The organism is Micromonospora sp. NPDC051925 (assembly GCF_044548625.1).
Classification (GTDB): Bacteria; Actinomycetota; Actinomycetes; order Mycobacteriales; family Micromonosporaceae; genus Micromonospora.
In genome coordinates, this window is sequence record NZ_JBIUCH010000001.1 from 577,340 (window position 1) to 590,923 (window position 13,584).

The 13,584-nt window shown below is 67.2% G+C and carries 13 protein-coding genes; 11 read left to right on the forward strand and 2 right to left on the reverse strand.

The genetic code is table 11. The annotated features are described in order from the left end of the window. The 5 genes from ACIG87_RS02665 (at window position 1) to ACIG87_RS02685 (ending at window position 5,031) form a co-directional block, all read left to right on the forward strand. Complete coding sequence (locus tag ACIG87_RS02665) at window positions 1-759, forward strand: helix-turn-helix domain-containing protein (RefSeq protein WP_396847602.1); 759 nt, start codon at window positions 1-3, stop codon at window positions 757-759. A 256-nt stretch (window positions 760-1,015) separates the two neighbouring features. Continuing rightward, complete coding sequence (locus ACIG87_RS02670) at window positions 1,016-2,203, forward strand: hypothetical protein (protein WP_396847465.1); 1,188 nt, start codon at window positions 1,016-1,018, stop codon at window positions 2,201-2,203. Beyond that, window positions 2,200-2,892: a hypothetical protein gene (locus ACIG87_RS02675; protein ID WP_396847467.1), complete on the forward strand. Its 693-nt coding sequence runs from the start codon at window positions 2,200-2,202 to the stop codon at window positions 2,890-2,892. The genes ACIG87_RS02670 and ACIG87_RS02675 overlap by 4 nt, the downstream gene beginning before the upstream one ends. Further along, window positions 2,889-4,166, forward strand: a complete 1,278-nt coding sequence (locus ACIG87_RS02680; protein WP_396847469.1) for a hypothetical protein — start codon at window positions 2,889-2,891, stop codon at window positions 4,164-4,166. The genes ACIG87_RS02675 and ACIG87_RS02680 overlap by 4 nt, the downstream gene beginning before the upstream one ends. Next, a complete protein-coding gene (locus ACIG87_RS02685) occupies window positions 4,126-5,031 on the forward strand; it encodes a glycosyltransferase family 2 protein (RefSeq protein ID WP_396847471.1) in 906 nt (301 codons plus the stop codon). The genes ACIG87_RS02680 and ACIG87_RS02685 overlap by 41 nt, the downstream gene beginning before the upstream one ends. Here ACIG87_RS02685 and ACIG87_RS02690 read toward each other — a convergent pair. Then, window positions 4,968-5,468 (reverse strand): AAA family ATPase, encoded by a 501-nt coding sequence (locus ACIG87_RS02690; protein WP_396847473.1) that lies wholly within the window; start codon window positions 5,466-5,468, stop codon window positions 4,968-4,970. The two genes, ACIG87_RS02685 and ACIG87_RS02690, sit on opposite strands and share 64 nt — an antisense overlap. A 76-nt stretch (window positions 5,469-5,544) precedes the next feature. On the opposite strand from ACIG87_RS02690, the gene ACIG87_RS02695 reads away from it, so the two are divergent. The 5 genes from ACIG87_RS02695 to ACIG87_RS02715 all read left to right on the forward strand — a co-directional run bounded on the left by ACIG87_RS02695 (window position 5,545) and on the right by ACIG87_RS02715 (window position 10,051). Next, the gene (locus ACIG87_RS02695) at window positions 5,545-6,447 is read left to right on the forward strand and encodes an FkbM family methyltransferase (RefSeq protein ID WP_396847475.1); all 903 of its coding nucleotides are present in this window, start codon (window positions 5,545-5,547) and stop codon (window positions 6,445-6,447) included. A gap of 451 nt (window positions 6,448-6,898) precedes the next feature. Next, window positions 6,899-7,441 (forward strand): hypothetical protein, encoded by a 543-nt coding sequence (locus tag ACIG87_RS02700; RefSeq protein WP_396847477.1) that lies wholly within the window; start codon window positions 6,899-6,901, stop codon window positions 7,439-7,441. Window positions 7,442-7,507: 66 nt separating this feature from the next. Next, window positions 7,508-8,143, forward strand: coding sequence for a hypothetical protein (locus tag ACIG87_RS02705; RefSeq protein WP_396847479.1), 636 nt, complete (start codon window positions 7,508-7,510; stop codon window positions 8,141-8,143). A gap of 70 nt (window positions 8,144-8,213) precedes the next feature. After that, entirely contained in the window at window positions 8,214-9,287 is a 1,074-nt protein-coding gene (locus tag ACIG87_RS02710; RefSeq protein WP_396847481.1) for a hypothetical protein, read from the forward strand. 110 nt (window positions 9,288-9,397) lie between these two features. Beyond that, window positions 9,398-10,051 (forward strand): hypothetical protein, encoded by a 654-nt coding sequence (locus tag ACIG87_RS02715; protein ID WP_396847483.1) that lies wholly within the window; start codon window positions 9,398-9,400, stop codon window positions 10,049-10,051. Between the two features lie 13 nt (window positions 10,052-10,064). Here ACIG87_RS02715 and ACIG87_RS02720 read toward each other — a convergent pair whose 3' ends face one another. Continuing rightward, window positions 10,065-10,931, reverse strand: coding sequence for a hypothetical protein (locus tag ACIG87_RS02720; RefSeq protein ID WP_396847485.1), 867 nt, complete (start codon window positions 10,929-10,931; stop codon window positions 10,065-10,067). A gap of 803 nt (window positions 10,932-11,734) precedes the next feature. Here ACIG87_RS02720 and ACIG87_RS02725 point away from each other — a divergent pair. After that, on the forward strand, window positions 11,735-13,426 hold the full coding sequence (locus ACIG87_RS02725) for a replication-relaxation family protein (RefSeq protein WP_396847487.1): 1,692 nt from the start codon (window positions 11,735-11,737) through the stop codon (window positions 13,424-13,426). Window positions 13,427-13,584: the final 158 nt, after the last annotated feature.

Here is a 13,584-nt window from a genome sequence, read left to right on the forward strand (position 1 = left end):
ATGGCGACCAGCCAACTCCGCCAGCAGGAGCGAAAGGCTCAGCAGTTGCCTCCAGCGCCGCACCGTTCCGGCGTGTCAGGGGGGATCACCCCTGACCAGCTGACCAGGGCACGTAGGGAGCTCGGCCGGTATCTGGCTCAGTGGCGTGTCAGCGCCGGGCTGAGGCAGGACGAACTAGGGAAACTGGTCTGCTACTCCCGAACCCATATCGCCAACATCGAGGCCGGTCGGGACAACACCACCCGCGTCTTCTGGCACAACGCCGACACCGCTCTCGGTGCATCCGGAACCCTGCTGGCCATGTCCGACCAGCTCCACGCGCTTGTGCGGGGCTTCCAAGCACAAAGAGAACGCGCACGCGACCAGGAACGCCAAAAGACCGCGACGCCACCGCCCCCGTTCACTTCGCCAGTGACCGACTGCCCAGGGGAGTGCGGGCGCGGGCCGACGGTCATCGGCCGGTGGACCGGGCGGGAGGTCCGCGCGTTGCGCGAGGCGCTCCGGATGAGCGTGTGCGCCTTCGCCGAGCACCTCGGCATGACTGCGGCGACGGTAGCCGGATGGGAACACCAAGCCATCCCAGCGCTCCCGGAGCAGTCAGCGCTGGACCAGGCCCTCAGACTCGCTGACACCGACTCCAGAACCCGCTTCCGACTGCTCCTCGACAATCCCGACGCCCCCATACCCGGCGCAAACGACAGCCCCTCTACGGCAGACACGCCCGCCCCTACCACGATCTCGCGCGCGTACCGGAGCTAAACGAAGCCCCGGCCGTCACCGCGCCGCGAATGAAACGTTTTTCAGAGTCCGAGCCAGTTCAGATCTCGATCAGGGTACACCTTTGGGCTTCGACGGCCCGCGCAGTGCAGGGCTCTTGTGATGAGCGTCCTTCGGCCGGGTCGCCTATTCATATCGTCACCCCTGATCTGAGGAGGGCATGATGCCTGGCCAGACGGTACTCACCCAACCGCCGCTCAGAAACCACGTCGATGCAACGAGCACTGCGGGGCATGAGATGCCGCGACCCGCCGGGGCACCGGCGCGACTGTCGCTGTTGTACCTGCTCAACGTGACCAACCCGGGGCGACTGTCGGCTGACTCGGGATTGCTGTTCGCGGACATCCTCGCGCCGGCATTGCTCGACCAGGGCGTTCGGTTCACTGTCGCGGGGCCGGTGGGTGTCTCCGATCCTCGGGCCGCTCTCATTGAGGTGTCCGCGCCCACGACGAAGTACCGGGCGCGGTTCGCCTTCGATGTCGACGCGTGCGCCGGGTTGCTGCGTCGCGTGCGCCCGGAGGTCGTGGTCGCCAACCAGATCGAGGCCGCGCCCGGCGTGCGGGCGGCGATGTTGGAGGCCGGAAGTGACGCGCTGCTGGCCGGCTACTGCCACTATCTGCCGTTCCACCTCGACCCGGCTGGTCACCTGCGCCTGGACCCGTCGCTGAACGACGCCGGTCTCGGGCATCCCGTGCTGCTGTCGTTCTTTGCCGGGCTGATGGCCTGCGACCGGGTGATGGTGCACTCGGTCACCGCCGAGAATTGGGTGACCGAAACCGCAGCCCGGCTCGGCCTGGACCTCGGTGACCGTGTGCGGATCGTCCCTGCGCCGGCAGACCCGAACCTGGTCCGCAGGGCAGGCGAGGTGCCCGATCCAGGGCTGCCGGTCGGCATCTACAACCACCGCCTGTACGAGCACTACGGCACCGGGGAGTTCCTTGAGTTGGCGCGGCAGATGAGCGCTGCGGGTGTCGGTGCCCGGCTGCGGGTCACCGACCTTCTCGGCCAGCGCCGCCCTGACCGGATTCGACTCGACGACAGCCCGGAGCGCTACCTGGCTCAACTCGGTGCACTGGACAACGTCGAGATCGTTGCCGATACCGTCGAGCGCCAGCGCTACCGGCGGCTGCTCGCCGGAGCCACCTTCGCGTTCGCCCCCTTCCGACCGGGCACCATCTGGTCGATGTCCGTGGTCGACTGCCTCTCCATGGGCTTGCCTCTGCTGACCCGCCGGCTGGGCTGGCTGGACGAAATCGGCGACCCGGAGTTGACGTTCGATACCCCTGCCGAGGCCGTGACGATCGTGCGGCGTCTGGTGACGGACCCCGGCTTCGCCGCCGCAGCCGCCGATCGTGCGGTCCGCTCGACCGCCGGCCTGGCCCCCGATGTCGTGGCCACCGCGTACGTGAAGGCGATCACCCGATGACGCCCCCCTCGCCGTTTGACGTGGTGTTCCTCTCCTACGACGAACCGCTCGCAGACGCGCTCTACGCCCGACTCAGCGACACGTTCGGTCGGGTGAAGCGGCTACACGGCGTCCACGGAATGCGCCGTGCCTACCAACTGACCGCCGAGATGGTCAACGGCGACTTCCTGTTCATCGCTGACGCTGACTTCGAGGTCGCGGCCGACTACAACCCCTCGGAGGCAGGCCCTCTCGATGCGGGGGTGGCGATGCGGGTATGGCGCACGGTCAACGCCGTCAACGGTCTCGTCTACGGCCACGGCGGTCTCAAGTTGTGCCGCCGACAGGCCCTGCGCGACATGCGAGACGACGCTGTTGACGTCCTTGCCGGCCTGCCGGGAAGGATCGAGTTCACCCCGACCGTCGCGGGCCGGACCCGGTTCAACCAGTCGGCCTGGCACGCCTGGCGGGCCGGGTTCCGGGAGTGCGCGATGCTCGCCCGAGGCTGCGAGTACGGCACCGCCAGCGCCGAAGCGCAGGCCCGCCTGGAGGTGTGGACTCGCACCGGCACCGGTGCGTACGCCGAGGACGCGCGCAGGGGCGCGCGGGCCGGGGTGGCGTTCGCCGCCGACACGCCGCCGGACGACGGCATGTGGCAGAACCTCAACGACCCGGCGTGGCTCGCCCGGCGCTACGCCGCCAGCCGATGAACAGCGCTGCCGGGCCGTTGGTGCTCATCGAACCGGCGGCCGGCTCGGTCGGCGGCCACTGGTTCCAGGCGGCTATCCGCCTGGCCCGGCAGTGCGCCGCCGAGGGACGCGCGTGCACGGTCGTCGCCCTCGGTGGTATCGAGCCGACCGCCCGCGCCGCGCTGCACCGCGCGGGAGCCCGCGTCGTCGGACGTGCCGGCCGTGAACCTGCCGAGCGTTCGTTGTGGGTGGCCAGTCGGCTGCTCGGTCGCGCCAGCCAGCTCACGGGCCGGCTGGCGCGGCACCGCCGGCTACCACACCAGATGAGTGCTCTCGCCCAATGTCTGGACGAAGCGGCGGCGCTGCGGGCGGGCACCCGTCGCGTCCCGGCCGACAGGCCGGTTGTGGTGGTGCTGTCGGCCAGCGGCGCGTTGCACCGTCTCGCCGCCGCGCTGTCCGGCAGAGCCCATATCCGGGTAGTACACGAGGTGCCCACGACCGAAGACCGGGCGTTACGCCTCATCGGCCAGCTCGCGTCCGCCAACCTCAACCAGGTCCGCGTGGTGTGCCCCACCGAGGCGATCCGGGCACGGCTGGCACACCTGTTCCCCGGGCTGCCGGTCGGAGTCCGGCCGTTCGCGCTCGCGGATGCCGAACCGCGCATCAGCGATGCCGAGCGCACCGCTGCCAGGGCCGACTTCGGGCTCCAGCCCGATGACACGGCGCTTGCCCTGGTCGGCGGGTGGTGGCCCCACAAGGACATCGCCACCGTCGCGGCGGCCCTGGCCCGGCTGCCCCGTCCGGTCTGTGTGTTCGTCGCCGGGTGTCCCGTCGATCCGGTGTTACTGCGTGACCTCGCTGCCGCCGTGGACGGCCGGGTGCACGCGCTTCCCGGGGTGGCACCTCGCTGGCACGTCCGTCGCGTCTACGCCGCCGCCGACGCCGCGATCGTGGCCCGCCGAACTGGTGTCGGCAAGGAGAGCGGCCTGATCGCTGACTGCGCCGTTCTCGGCGTGCCGCTGCTGGTCTCCGACCACGACCCCGCCACCACCGGTTTGCTCGACAACCGGCCGTGGGTGCGCCTGTTCCGCACCGCCGACCCCGCCGACCTCGCCGCAGCGATCACCGACCTGACCCGCCGGCCGCTGCCTCGCCCCGAACCGGGCGAGGCGGCACACCTCGGCCTGCCCACCGCGGCGGCCACGCTCGCGTACTGGACCGACCTGACCACCGACCTCGAAAAGAGTCGACACGATGCCGACCCCGCCACTGATCGCCGTCATCGGGCCGGTTGAACCCGACCTGCTCACCGCCTTCGTCGGGCACTACCGCGCCCACGGCGTGCACCGGTTCCTGCTCGCCTTCCACTTCCCCGACCATGTCGGCAGCGATGAACGGGTCCACCTGCTCGACACCTGCCGCGATCTCGACATCAGTCCCGCCCTGGTCAACGTCGGTCCCTGGCACGAGCACACCAACACCCGCCTCCGCGACAGACTGCGCACCCTCGCTGGCACCGGCTGGCACCTGCTCGCCGACGCCGACGAGTTCCACACCTACCCGAACGGCCTGGTCGACACGCTGCACGAAGCGGCCCACGCCGGCATCGGCACGGTCGGGGGACTGATGCTCGACCGGATCGCCGCAGACGGCCACCTCCGGCCGTGGACCCCACACCAGGGCGTCGACCCCGCCTACCCGCTCGGCGGTTTCCTCACCCACTACCTCCTGCGCGGTGACCCGCGAAAGATCGTCCTGGCACACTCCACCGTCCCGGTCGCCAGCGGCAACCACCGTGCCCCCGGCCATCGACCAGTGAACCGGCCACCTGTCGTGGTCCACCACTTCAAGTGGCGTCACGGGGTCGACACCTACCTCCAACAGCGCGTCAACCACCTCGCGGACGGCACGTGGCGCAGCAGCAGCCCCGCCCTGCTACGGGAATCCCGACGCCTACTCGACCACCTCGCCCGCCACGGCGGACACGTCGCCGTCGACTCACCCACCCTGCGGTTGCGCCCGGTGACCCTCGACGCGCTCCCCGCCTGGTGGGCGCAAGAGGCGGCCCACATCATCGACACCTGGCGGCCACCGCCTCAGAACGAACCAACCGGCACGACCTCTTCACCCTCACCGTCCGGCACGTCGAACCGGGCGTAGAAGTCATCAAGCGCGCTCTCGGTCACCGTCAACGCGTTGGCGTTCTCCTCCTCGTTGCGGGCCGCAAGCCGGCGAAGCAACTCCTCCCGGGGAACCGGGAAATACAGCAGCCGCCACCGGCCGCCGACCATCTCCACCAGCTTCTTCCACGCGTCCCGATCGGCCCGAAGCCACAACCCGTGATCGAGCACCACATCACGCCCCTCGGCCACCAGCCCCACCAGCCGATCCCGCACCTCGGCCACGACCGGCGCCTCCCGCTCGAAGTACTCGTACTCCGGATAGTCGACCCCGTACCGCCCATGCCGGGCGAAGACCTCCTCGTCCACCGACAGCCGCACCGCCCCCACCGGCTCCAACACCCGCTTCGCGTATGTGGTCTTACCCGAACCGGTCAACCCCACCAAGAAGAACACCACCGGCACCCGCTCGCCCATCGGGCCCCCTTCACCGTCACTCGCCCCGACCACCGTGACAGTCTGCCACCCACCCGACACCCCAGGAGCCGCGTCAATGTTGGAACCTCTTGTTGTCAACACCCTCCGGGCCTACCTCCGACACGGACCCGGCGGTGCCCCACTCGCAGCCCGCCTCAACGACCACCTAACCCGCCACCCGATCACCGCCACCGCCCGCACCGTCGACGGCATCACGTTCCCGACCCTCACCACCACCGACATCATCCAGCGCTACCTCTACCTGTTCGGCACCTGGGAACCCCACCTCACCGCCTGGATACGCCGACGCCTCACCCCAGGCGGCACGGTCATCGACATCGGCGCGAACATCGGCTACTACAGCCTCCTCGCCGCCCACCTCGTCGGCCCGACCGGTCGCGTCGTCGCCGTCGAACCCTCCCCAACCTTCACCCGAGCCCTCGCCACCGCCGCACACGCCAACCGGCTAGACAACATCCGCATCGTCCGCGCCGCCGCCTCCGACACCTCCGAGCAAATCGCCTTCTACACACCCGACACCGCCAACCTCGGCAACACCACACAGGTCCGGCCCGATGGTTCGGCCGTCGCCGCGTTCCAAGCCGAGGCCAGACCCCTACCCGACCTCACCACCACAAACGAACTCGCGCAGGCCCGCATCATCAAGATCGACGCCGAAGGAGCCGAAGCCGCCGTCATCCGAGGACTCACCCCCGCCATCAACCAACTCCACCCCTCGGCCGAACTCATCATCGAAGTCACCCCACGACTACTCGCCAAACAAGGGCTGACCACCGCAGACGTCACCGCCCCACTCACCGCAGCCGGCTTCCACGCCTACCGCCTCGACAACAACTACGCCGCCACGAGCTACCCACACGCCCGACGCCACCCCACCGTTCCCCGACGACTGACCAACCCGATCACCGACATGAGCGACATCATCTTCTCGCGCACGGACGCTGCCACCCTGCCGTGACCCGAAGACCTTCGATAGTGAGGTGTACGGCGATGGCGGCACCAACTCTCCATGCCATTGCCGCGCGCAAGCGATGGCTTGGAACGGTGGGTCCACGTTCTACAGTGCCCCGCAGGGCTTGATTGTGACCCGCATCACGAAACGGATCGGCGAGCTTCCGGCGGTCACGTAGAGTGAAGAAGTTATTGCTCTGGGCGAGTGGGGGCTTGGAGTGATGTTAACTCTGAGCTACGACCATCGCCGACGCCAGCCACGCCTGCCGTCGTTGAAGCAGGAGCCGGGGCAGCAGAACTTGTCGATTCTCTGATACCAAGGTCATGCCCGGATCGCACGGGTGGCTGCGGTGATTGGGCACCGCAGCCACCGTATCCGCGCGAAGCCCTGCCCCTGTTCACAAGGAGGACCTATGCGGTTCCGAGTAAGTCTACGTGCTGCTGTGGTGGTAGCCGGTATGGCGATAGTCGCTGGCCTGTCGCCAGCCGCCGCCCATGCCGCCGCGACCACCACGCAGCCCGACCCGACGTCCACCTACATCGTCACGCCGATGAAGCGTGTTGGCGTCAACCACAAGATCGCCAAGGCCAACGGCTACGAGGTTCGCGTCGACGACAACGGTGTCGAGTACGCCGTGAAGAAGGGTGAGATCACCACGCTCGACACGGTTCCCGGTGAATGCGGAAGCTCATTCGTCTACTTCAACGCTGTCGACACGAGCAAGCACTACGCGTCCATCTACACCGGTTACTCCATCAACACCAGTTGGCCCGGCGCGATCTACACGAACTGGGCTGTCGGCGTGATCGACAACTACGGGTCGAGCACCAAGACCTGGAACGACCCGTCCACGCCAACGCACTTCTGGGCGAAGAGCAAGGGGTTCACCTCCAGCGGACCAGGTTACGCGTACGCCGACGTTCTCCTGGGTAGCATCGCTACTCTTGCCAACGGCACCATCTGCTACTCCCACGGCCCCTCCACCAGCGCATACCTGTAATCACCCGAGGCGCGGCAGCGTGTAGGCTGCGGCACGAGACCACGGACAGGTGAGGGAGCCTCCACCATGGCGCACATCCCCGAACAGTCAGGTCAGCACGACCCCAGCGGAGGGCCGACACCGCCCACGCCAGAGGAGATCTACGACTGGCTCGGGGTTCGGTTCGCCATGCTGGAGGCCCCCCACTACCGCGCCCACATGGTCGGTTGGTACAGCGAGACCACCAATGCCGACGTGCACGGTGTGGCCCGTGACTTGGGCCGGCCACGACCTGTCGAGGTCCGCATCGGCCATGAACTCGACGACGACACCACCGTCGATGTCACCACACTCCGCGACGACACCGGTGGCGCCTCTGTAACGCACCACCTGTGGACGACATTGATCAACTACCAGCTCGCACTGGCAGGACGCCGAGGCGCGCCTCCCTGGGGCAGTGGCCCGCCACCGCCGCAGTACATCGACCGGCTCGACACCAACAACCCGCCCGAGCCCACAGGAACCCGCACACTCTCCGTGGGCGGTAGCGAGGCAACGAAGTGGGTCTACCTCGCCTGCCAGGACATGACCACCGGAGCGCCACTGGCTGCCTGCGGAGGCCATGTCGGCACCTCGTTGGTCATGGTTACCGGACCTCAGCACGCCGTCATGACGGCAGAACTACGCATGTTGCCCCAGCCCGACCCACTCGCCAACGCCTGACACAGCCCTGCCGGCTGCTGGCACCGCGCCGCCAGCCGGGAAGATCCAGGGATTGCACCGGCTCGGTACCGTGCCCGATGTGCTGCCGAGCCTTCAGTTCACCGAGTACCACAAGTTTCTCGTCAGTGTCGGTGGGCTTTCGATGGGACTCGCAACAGCACTTCCCCTCTTCTTGTTGAAGAGCCAAAAGGTTCTCACAGTCAAAACCGAAGACCTAGTGAAGCTTGACCCAGCATCGCGGAAGGCGTTAGTTCTTCAGGAAGAACAAATTCTCTGGCTACTCAAGGCTTGGCCAGTGATATCAGCGGTACTTCTGTTCCTAGGCTTGGGACTCGTGTTGCGCGGAGCCGCAGTCTGGCGCAATCGGCAGGGCATTCTAGACGACCGCGAAAGCGCCGAAATTAAACGGATAAACGCGGAGGAGCACAAGCTCACGCAGGAGGCCGCATCGTATATTCGATCACACCAAATGCCAATCGAACAGAAGGTCATGTCGGTGGAGCAGAAGCTCCATGCAGGCAATGACGATCGACCCCCACCCTCCGATGCAAAACTCACTACAGACCACGGAGATCCTGAGGCGAGAAAGGGCATCGTAGCGAGCAACACCTCCGGCGGTTGGGTGGACTCTCTTCATATACCGTCGAACACCCCTCCGGGAGTTAAGAGTGTCATTGATTTCTTTGTAACGGAAGAGCAGATCTTTGAGCGCTTGGCCATGCCGTACAGTAAAGTCGAGATTGCGCACGGCGTGCGCTTTGGAGACGAGGAAGCCGACGCCATATTCACCTCATTCGATGAATTACTCCCCAATCTGATTGTCGGAGTAAGGAGCTTAAAGGCATTCTCGGCAGGCGCTGCCCTGTTTGAGGCAGAAGTCGCCTTTCGGGGTCAGGATAAGGTGAAGGATAGTGCGGAGGGTAAGGTTCGTCGCCCCTTCCGATCGGTCATCGTATTCCTGCTTTCGAATGCATCGGTTCGGGACAAGGTCAAGGAAGCTGTCAACACGGCGCTACTCGAGAGAGCGAAGCAATCGAAGCCTCCGCTTACGGTAATCGCAGTGAAGCCAGGCGAAGTCAGTCGGCTTTCCATTGACCCGAAGTGGTTGCGAGCAGGAGGCTCTTACCTTCACTGGCACGAATAAGCGCCTAAGGGAGTAGCATCCCGACGCTCCTCTGGAGGTCAGGTGGTCAGGGCTGCAAGGTCTACGTGGAGGGCAGTGAGCCTTTCCGCGTAACGGCGTGAGTGCGGTGGGTGGTCGCCGTGGTGGTCGGTGCGGACACGCCCGAACCCGTTGCGGTGCAAGGAAAAGACGCAGAACCCCGGTATGAAGTGGTCCTCTCACAGAGTCGCGTGGTCGGCCCCGAGGGTGTCAAGCTGGCTGGGTGGAGTGTGCTGCTGCCGGCCGGGCCGCCGGAGGCCATCATGGGTGATGTCGACCGGTGGCGGGCTGCTGAGCGGCGTCGGCGGGGGTTGGCGGAGCGGTTGGCGTGGGACCTGGCTCATCCGAACCCGGACGCCTCGCGTAGCGCGCTTGGTGACTTCGTGGCGGCGACCGCGATGCGGGTCCGCTGGGCCTCGGCCATTGACGCTCACACGGCCTTCGACCATGCGTCGCGTGTTATCGCCTTGGGCGGCGAGTTCGGTCGTGTCGAGGGGCGCGGTGGCGTGATCGTGTATGTGCACTGTCTCGAAGGTGGTGTGGACGACTGGAGCCTGGTCGTCCCGTACGAGCCGTTCATCGGACCGGTGTTGGTGTGCGTGGATGACCTAGATGATCACTGTATGTGGATTTCCGAGGACGACCCGCAGGCGCGGGAGGCGCTGGAGCGCCTGCGTACCGAGATGGAGTTGGCCTTCGCCACCCGCGCGACGCTGATCGCCAACGGCAGTCTCCCCCCGGACTGACCTCAAAGCGGGGCTATCTCTGCTCGGAGCAGTAGAGCGTGAGGCGGTGGGACGTGGGTTCGGCCAGGTGGTGCCGTCCGAGGAGTCTCGCGACGGTGGTGGCGGCGCGGCTGCGTTGTTTGGAGGCGCTGGGTTCGCTGAGGTTCAGCTCGGCGGCGACGGTGCGTAGTGTTTCGCCGTCGAGGTAGGTGCGGCGGATCAGGGTGGCCTGTGTGTCGCTGATCGCCTGCCTGCCGGGGCTGGTGTTGGCCTGGGTGGTGAGGCGGTCCAGTACGGCGTGCACGGTCTCGTGGTTGGCCTGGTGCAGCTCGGTGTCGTGTTCGGGGTTGCCGTGCTCGGAGCGTGGTATGCGGTCGTCGGGCAGCGCGTCCAGGTCGTACATAGGTGGTGGGTGCTGTCGTTTGCGTCCGCTGGCGTGGGTGTAGGCGGCGTCGATGAGTCGGGGGAAGACCTGCGGTGTGGTCAGGTCGAGGCGGTGTAGGGCGAACAGGAACTCGATGGCGAGGGTGAAGTGTGCCTGGGTGGCCGGGCCGGCGGCGCGGTACGCGGTCAGCTTGTTAGCTTGGGCGCGCAGTTTCGGGTAGGCGATGCCGAGGGCGTAGAGGTTCCAGTCGCCGCGATGGGCGCGGGCCGCTTCGGCGAGGTGTCGCCATGCCCGGTCTCGGACGTGTCCGGCGGCGCGCATGACGTGCAGGCGAAAGTCGATCATGGGTAGCGGGGCCGGTGGTGTGTCCGGGTCGATCACGCTGCTCGGGACGGTCAGCGTGAGCCGTGTGCGGGCTTGGGTCTCGATCTGGCCGAGGACCGTCAGGTCGGCCCGTTGTCGTACCGGTTCCGGCCCGGCCTGTGGTGTCGCGGTCGGCGGGGGGAAGGTGGGCACGGCGGGGGTCCTGTCAGCGAGGCTGGTTGCCGCTGCGGGTTGCTGGTGTCATTCCCGTGTTCCCGTCCGTCGCTGCTCGCCGGGCGTAGACCCCTATAGCGCCGGCCATGGTCGCGAGCCTACGCCGGCTGCCGTCAAGATTCTCTTCTCACGAGACGGAAAGTTCGACCACCCGGGCTTCCCCTCTATAGGTAGAGGGAGGTAGCCGCCCGGTCCGGTGAGGTGGGTGACGGTCGGACGTCTCGCGAGGTCCCGGCGCATGCCGGCGCTGATCGCAGGGCCTTTGGCCTGGCGTTTTCCAATCGGCGGCCTGATTTTGTAATCCCTCTATGAGAGGTGAGACGCCGCCGCACGCTCGGGAGGTCAACCGTTGTCCACCCAACAGCCCACCCCTCACCCCGCCCAACAGCCGACCCTGGGCCGCGTCGGTGATGGCCATCGGGGGGAGCTGTCAGGCCGGGCGGTGTCTGTCACCGGCCCGGCCTGACAGAAGACGTCGACTGGAGGCATGTCCTATTAAGGATTGAACAGCATGTTTCGGTATTGAACAGCACGCTTCGAGCGTTTTGCCCTGGTGCAGGTTCTGACAGAAGTCAACTCCGTGGGGGTTGACGCTCGTGTCACCTCTTCCCGGTCTGTCAGGGTTTGCGGATTGCTCTGCACCCGATCGGCAACCCGACAGGCGGTGAACACGCAGGTCACCCCTGCTTCGTCGGTCATTGTCGGACCGGCGACTGACATAGATGTCATCTCTCTTCCCCCAGGGGCGCTATATCAGCGCTACAGCGAAAGGAGCAAGGCTGATGTCCTCCGGTGTGTCTCACCGGCTGCGGGCCTCCGGTGGCCCCAGCGAAGCCCTTCTGCTCCTGCTCAATGACCACCGGGTCATGACCACCGACCAGGCCGCCCGCGCCACGGGCACCCCGGCGCGGACGGTGTTGTACCGGCTCGAACAGCTCCGTGCCGCTGGTCTGGTCGACTTCGACCGGCCCGGACGGCAGAGCGGCAGCGCACCGCATCATTGGTGGTTGCGCCCCGCTGGTGCCCGCCTGGTCACCGGCACCGCTCCCGGTGACGGCCGCCGTCCCTCGGCCATGTTCAGCGCCCACTCGGCCACGATCACCGAGGTATGGCTCGCCCTACGCGACCACGGCCCACCCGCCGGACTCACCATGACCGGGTGGGCCACCGACCGGGCCTGCTGGCAGGAATGGGAAGGCCGCACCTCCGCATGGGGCGGCACCACCACCAAGCGCCTCACCCCCGACGCCGTCTACCAGGCCACCCTCCCCGACGGACAGACGACCGCGGCGTTCATCGAGATCGACCTCGCCTCCATGACCCACACCCAACTCAGAGCCAAACTCGACCGCTACCGCGCCTACGCCCGCGACGAGGCATGGCGTACCCGGTTCCCGCACTGCCCACCCCTGCTGCTGTTCACCACCACCGCCCACCGGGCCGTCACCTTCACCCGCACCACCGCCCGCCACCTCAAGGACGACACACCCGCCCACTACCGGCGCGTGATGGACGACGAAGCCCTCATCGCCGAACACGCCCGGCTCGTCATCGCCGCGAACGGCCTCGTCCGCGACCCCGCCCGCACCGCCGCCGAGCATGTCTGGACCCTCACCGACCCGGAAGCCGCCGAGACGACCCTCACCGCCATCCTCACCGAACGCGCCACCGTCAGCGCCGCCGCCCAACCCGCCTACCAGCGCCAGCGGGACGCCGCTGACCGCCGGCACCGGGAGCACATGATCGGCCGGCTGCACCACCGGCTGAGACAACTCGGACCGCTCCTCGGCCCCGCCGCCGTCGACCTCGTCGGCTACCTCCTGGATTCGCGAACCCGCCGCGCCGACCCGTTCACACCTCACCTCGACACCGACACGATCCTCACCACCGTCGCCGCCTGGTCACAGAACAACCCACACCCCGACGACGACACCACCAGTACCCTCCGCGCGACCCTCACCCGGCTGCACCACACGGCCTGGTCCCACCAGGTCCGTCACCTCGCCCACCTGACCACCACCCACGGCGACCGACCCGCCTGGTACCACGCGGCTGCCTGCCTCGCCGGACACCGCCTCCTCACCCCCACCGAACACCACCGCCTCGACCAACCCCCCACCCGCGAGCAAGCCCAAGCCCAGGTATGGGCGTACTGGCAACCACCCGACCACCACCGCGACCACACACCACCACCGACGTACCCACAGTGGCGCGACCAGCAGACCAGCACCCAGTGGAGCAACCTGTCGTGGTGGCAACGCCAGCGCACCGACCGCACCACCCTCGCTGCCGCCTTCGACGACGAACACCTCACCGCCTGCGCCCGCTGCCGACTCGCCATCCCCACCAACGACACCGCCGACTGCCCCGGCTGCCACCACCACGAACGTCTACCCCACCACCAACGCCACACCACCACCCCCCTGACCGACCTCATCACCGCACTACTCGCCAAGACAACCGGCGACCCCTGACAACGCTCGCCACCCGGAATCTCGACCGCGCCCGGTCGAGATCGATAAGCAATCGCCATATCTTGCTCCGCGAGATTGGCGGCCAAAGGCCATATCTTGCTCCGCGCCGAAACGCGCGTGCGCAGATGTGGTAACCGGTACTACAGCTTGCTCGTCCG

Excerpts from the sequence above, each read along its gene's own strand:
- ACIG87_RS02725 (WP_396847487.1), top strand. The coding sequence starts at position 11,735 with ATGTCCTCCGGTGTGTCTCACCGGCTGCGGGCCTCCGGTGGCCCCAGC.
- ACIG87_RS02670 (WP_396847465.1), top strand. The coding sequence starts at position 1,016 with ATGCCGCGACCCGCCGGGGCACCGGCGCGACTGTCGCTGTTGTACCTG.
- ACIG87_RS02695 (WP_396847475.1), top strand. The coding sequence starts at position 5,545 with ATGTTGGAACCTCTTGTTGTCAACACCCTCCGGGCCTACCTCCGACAC.
- ACIG87_RS02665 (WP_396847602.1), top strand. The coding sequence starts at position 1 with ATGGCGACCAGCCAACTCCGCCAGCAGGAGCGAAAGGCTCAGCAGTTG.
- ACIG87_RS02675 (WP_396847467.1), top strand. The coding sequence starts at position 2,200 with ATGACGCCCCCCTCGCCGTTTGACGTGGTGTTCCTCTCCTACGACGAA.
- ACIG87_RS02700 (WP_396847477.1), top strand. The coding sequence starts at position 6,899 with ATGGCGATAGTCGCTGGCCTGTCGCCAGCCGCCGCCCATGCCGCCGCG.
- ACIG87_RS02680 (WP_396847469.1), top strand. The coding sequence starts at position 2,889 with ATGAACAGCGCTGCCGGGCCGTTGGTGCTCATCGAACCGGCGGCCGGC.
- ACIG87_RS02705 (WP_396847479.1), top strand. The coding sequence starts at position 7,508 with ATGGCGCACATCCCCGAACAGTCAGGTCAGCACGACCCCAGCGGAGGG.
- ACIG87_RS02690 (WP_396847473.1), bottom strand. The coding sequence starts at position 5,468 with ATGGGCGAGCGGGTGCCGGTGGTGTTCTTCTTGGTGGGGTTGACCGGT.
- ACIG87_RS02685 (WP_396847471.1), top strand. The coding sequence starts at position 4,126 with ATGCCGACCCCGCCACTGATCGCCGTCATCGGGCCGGTTGAACCCGAC.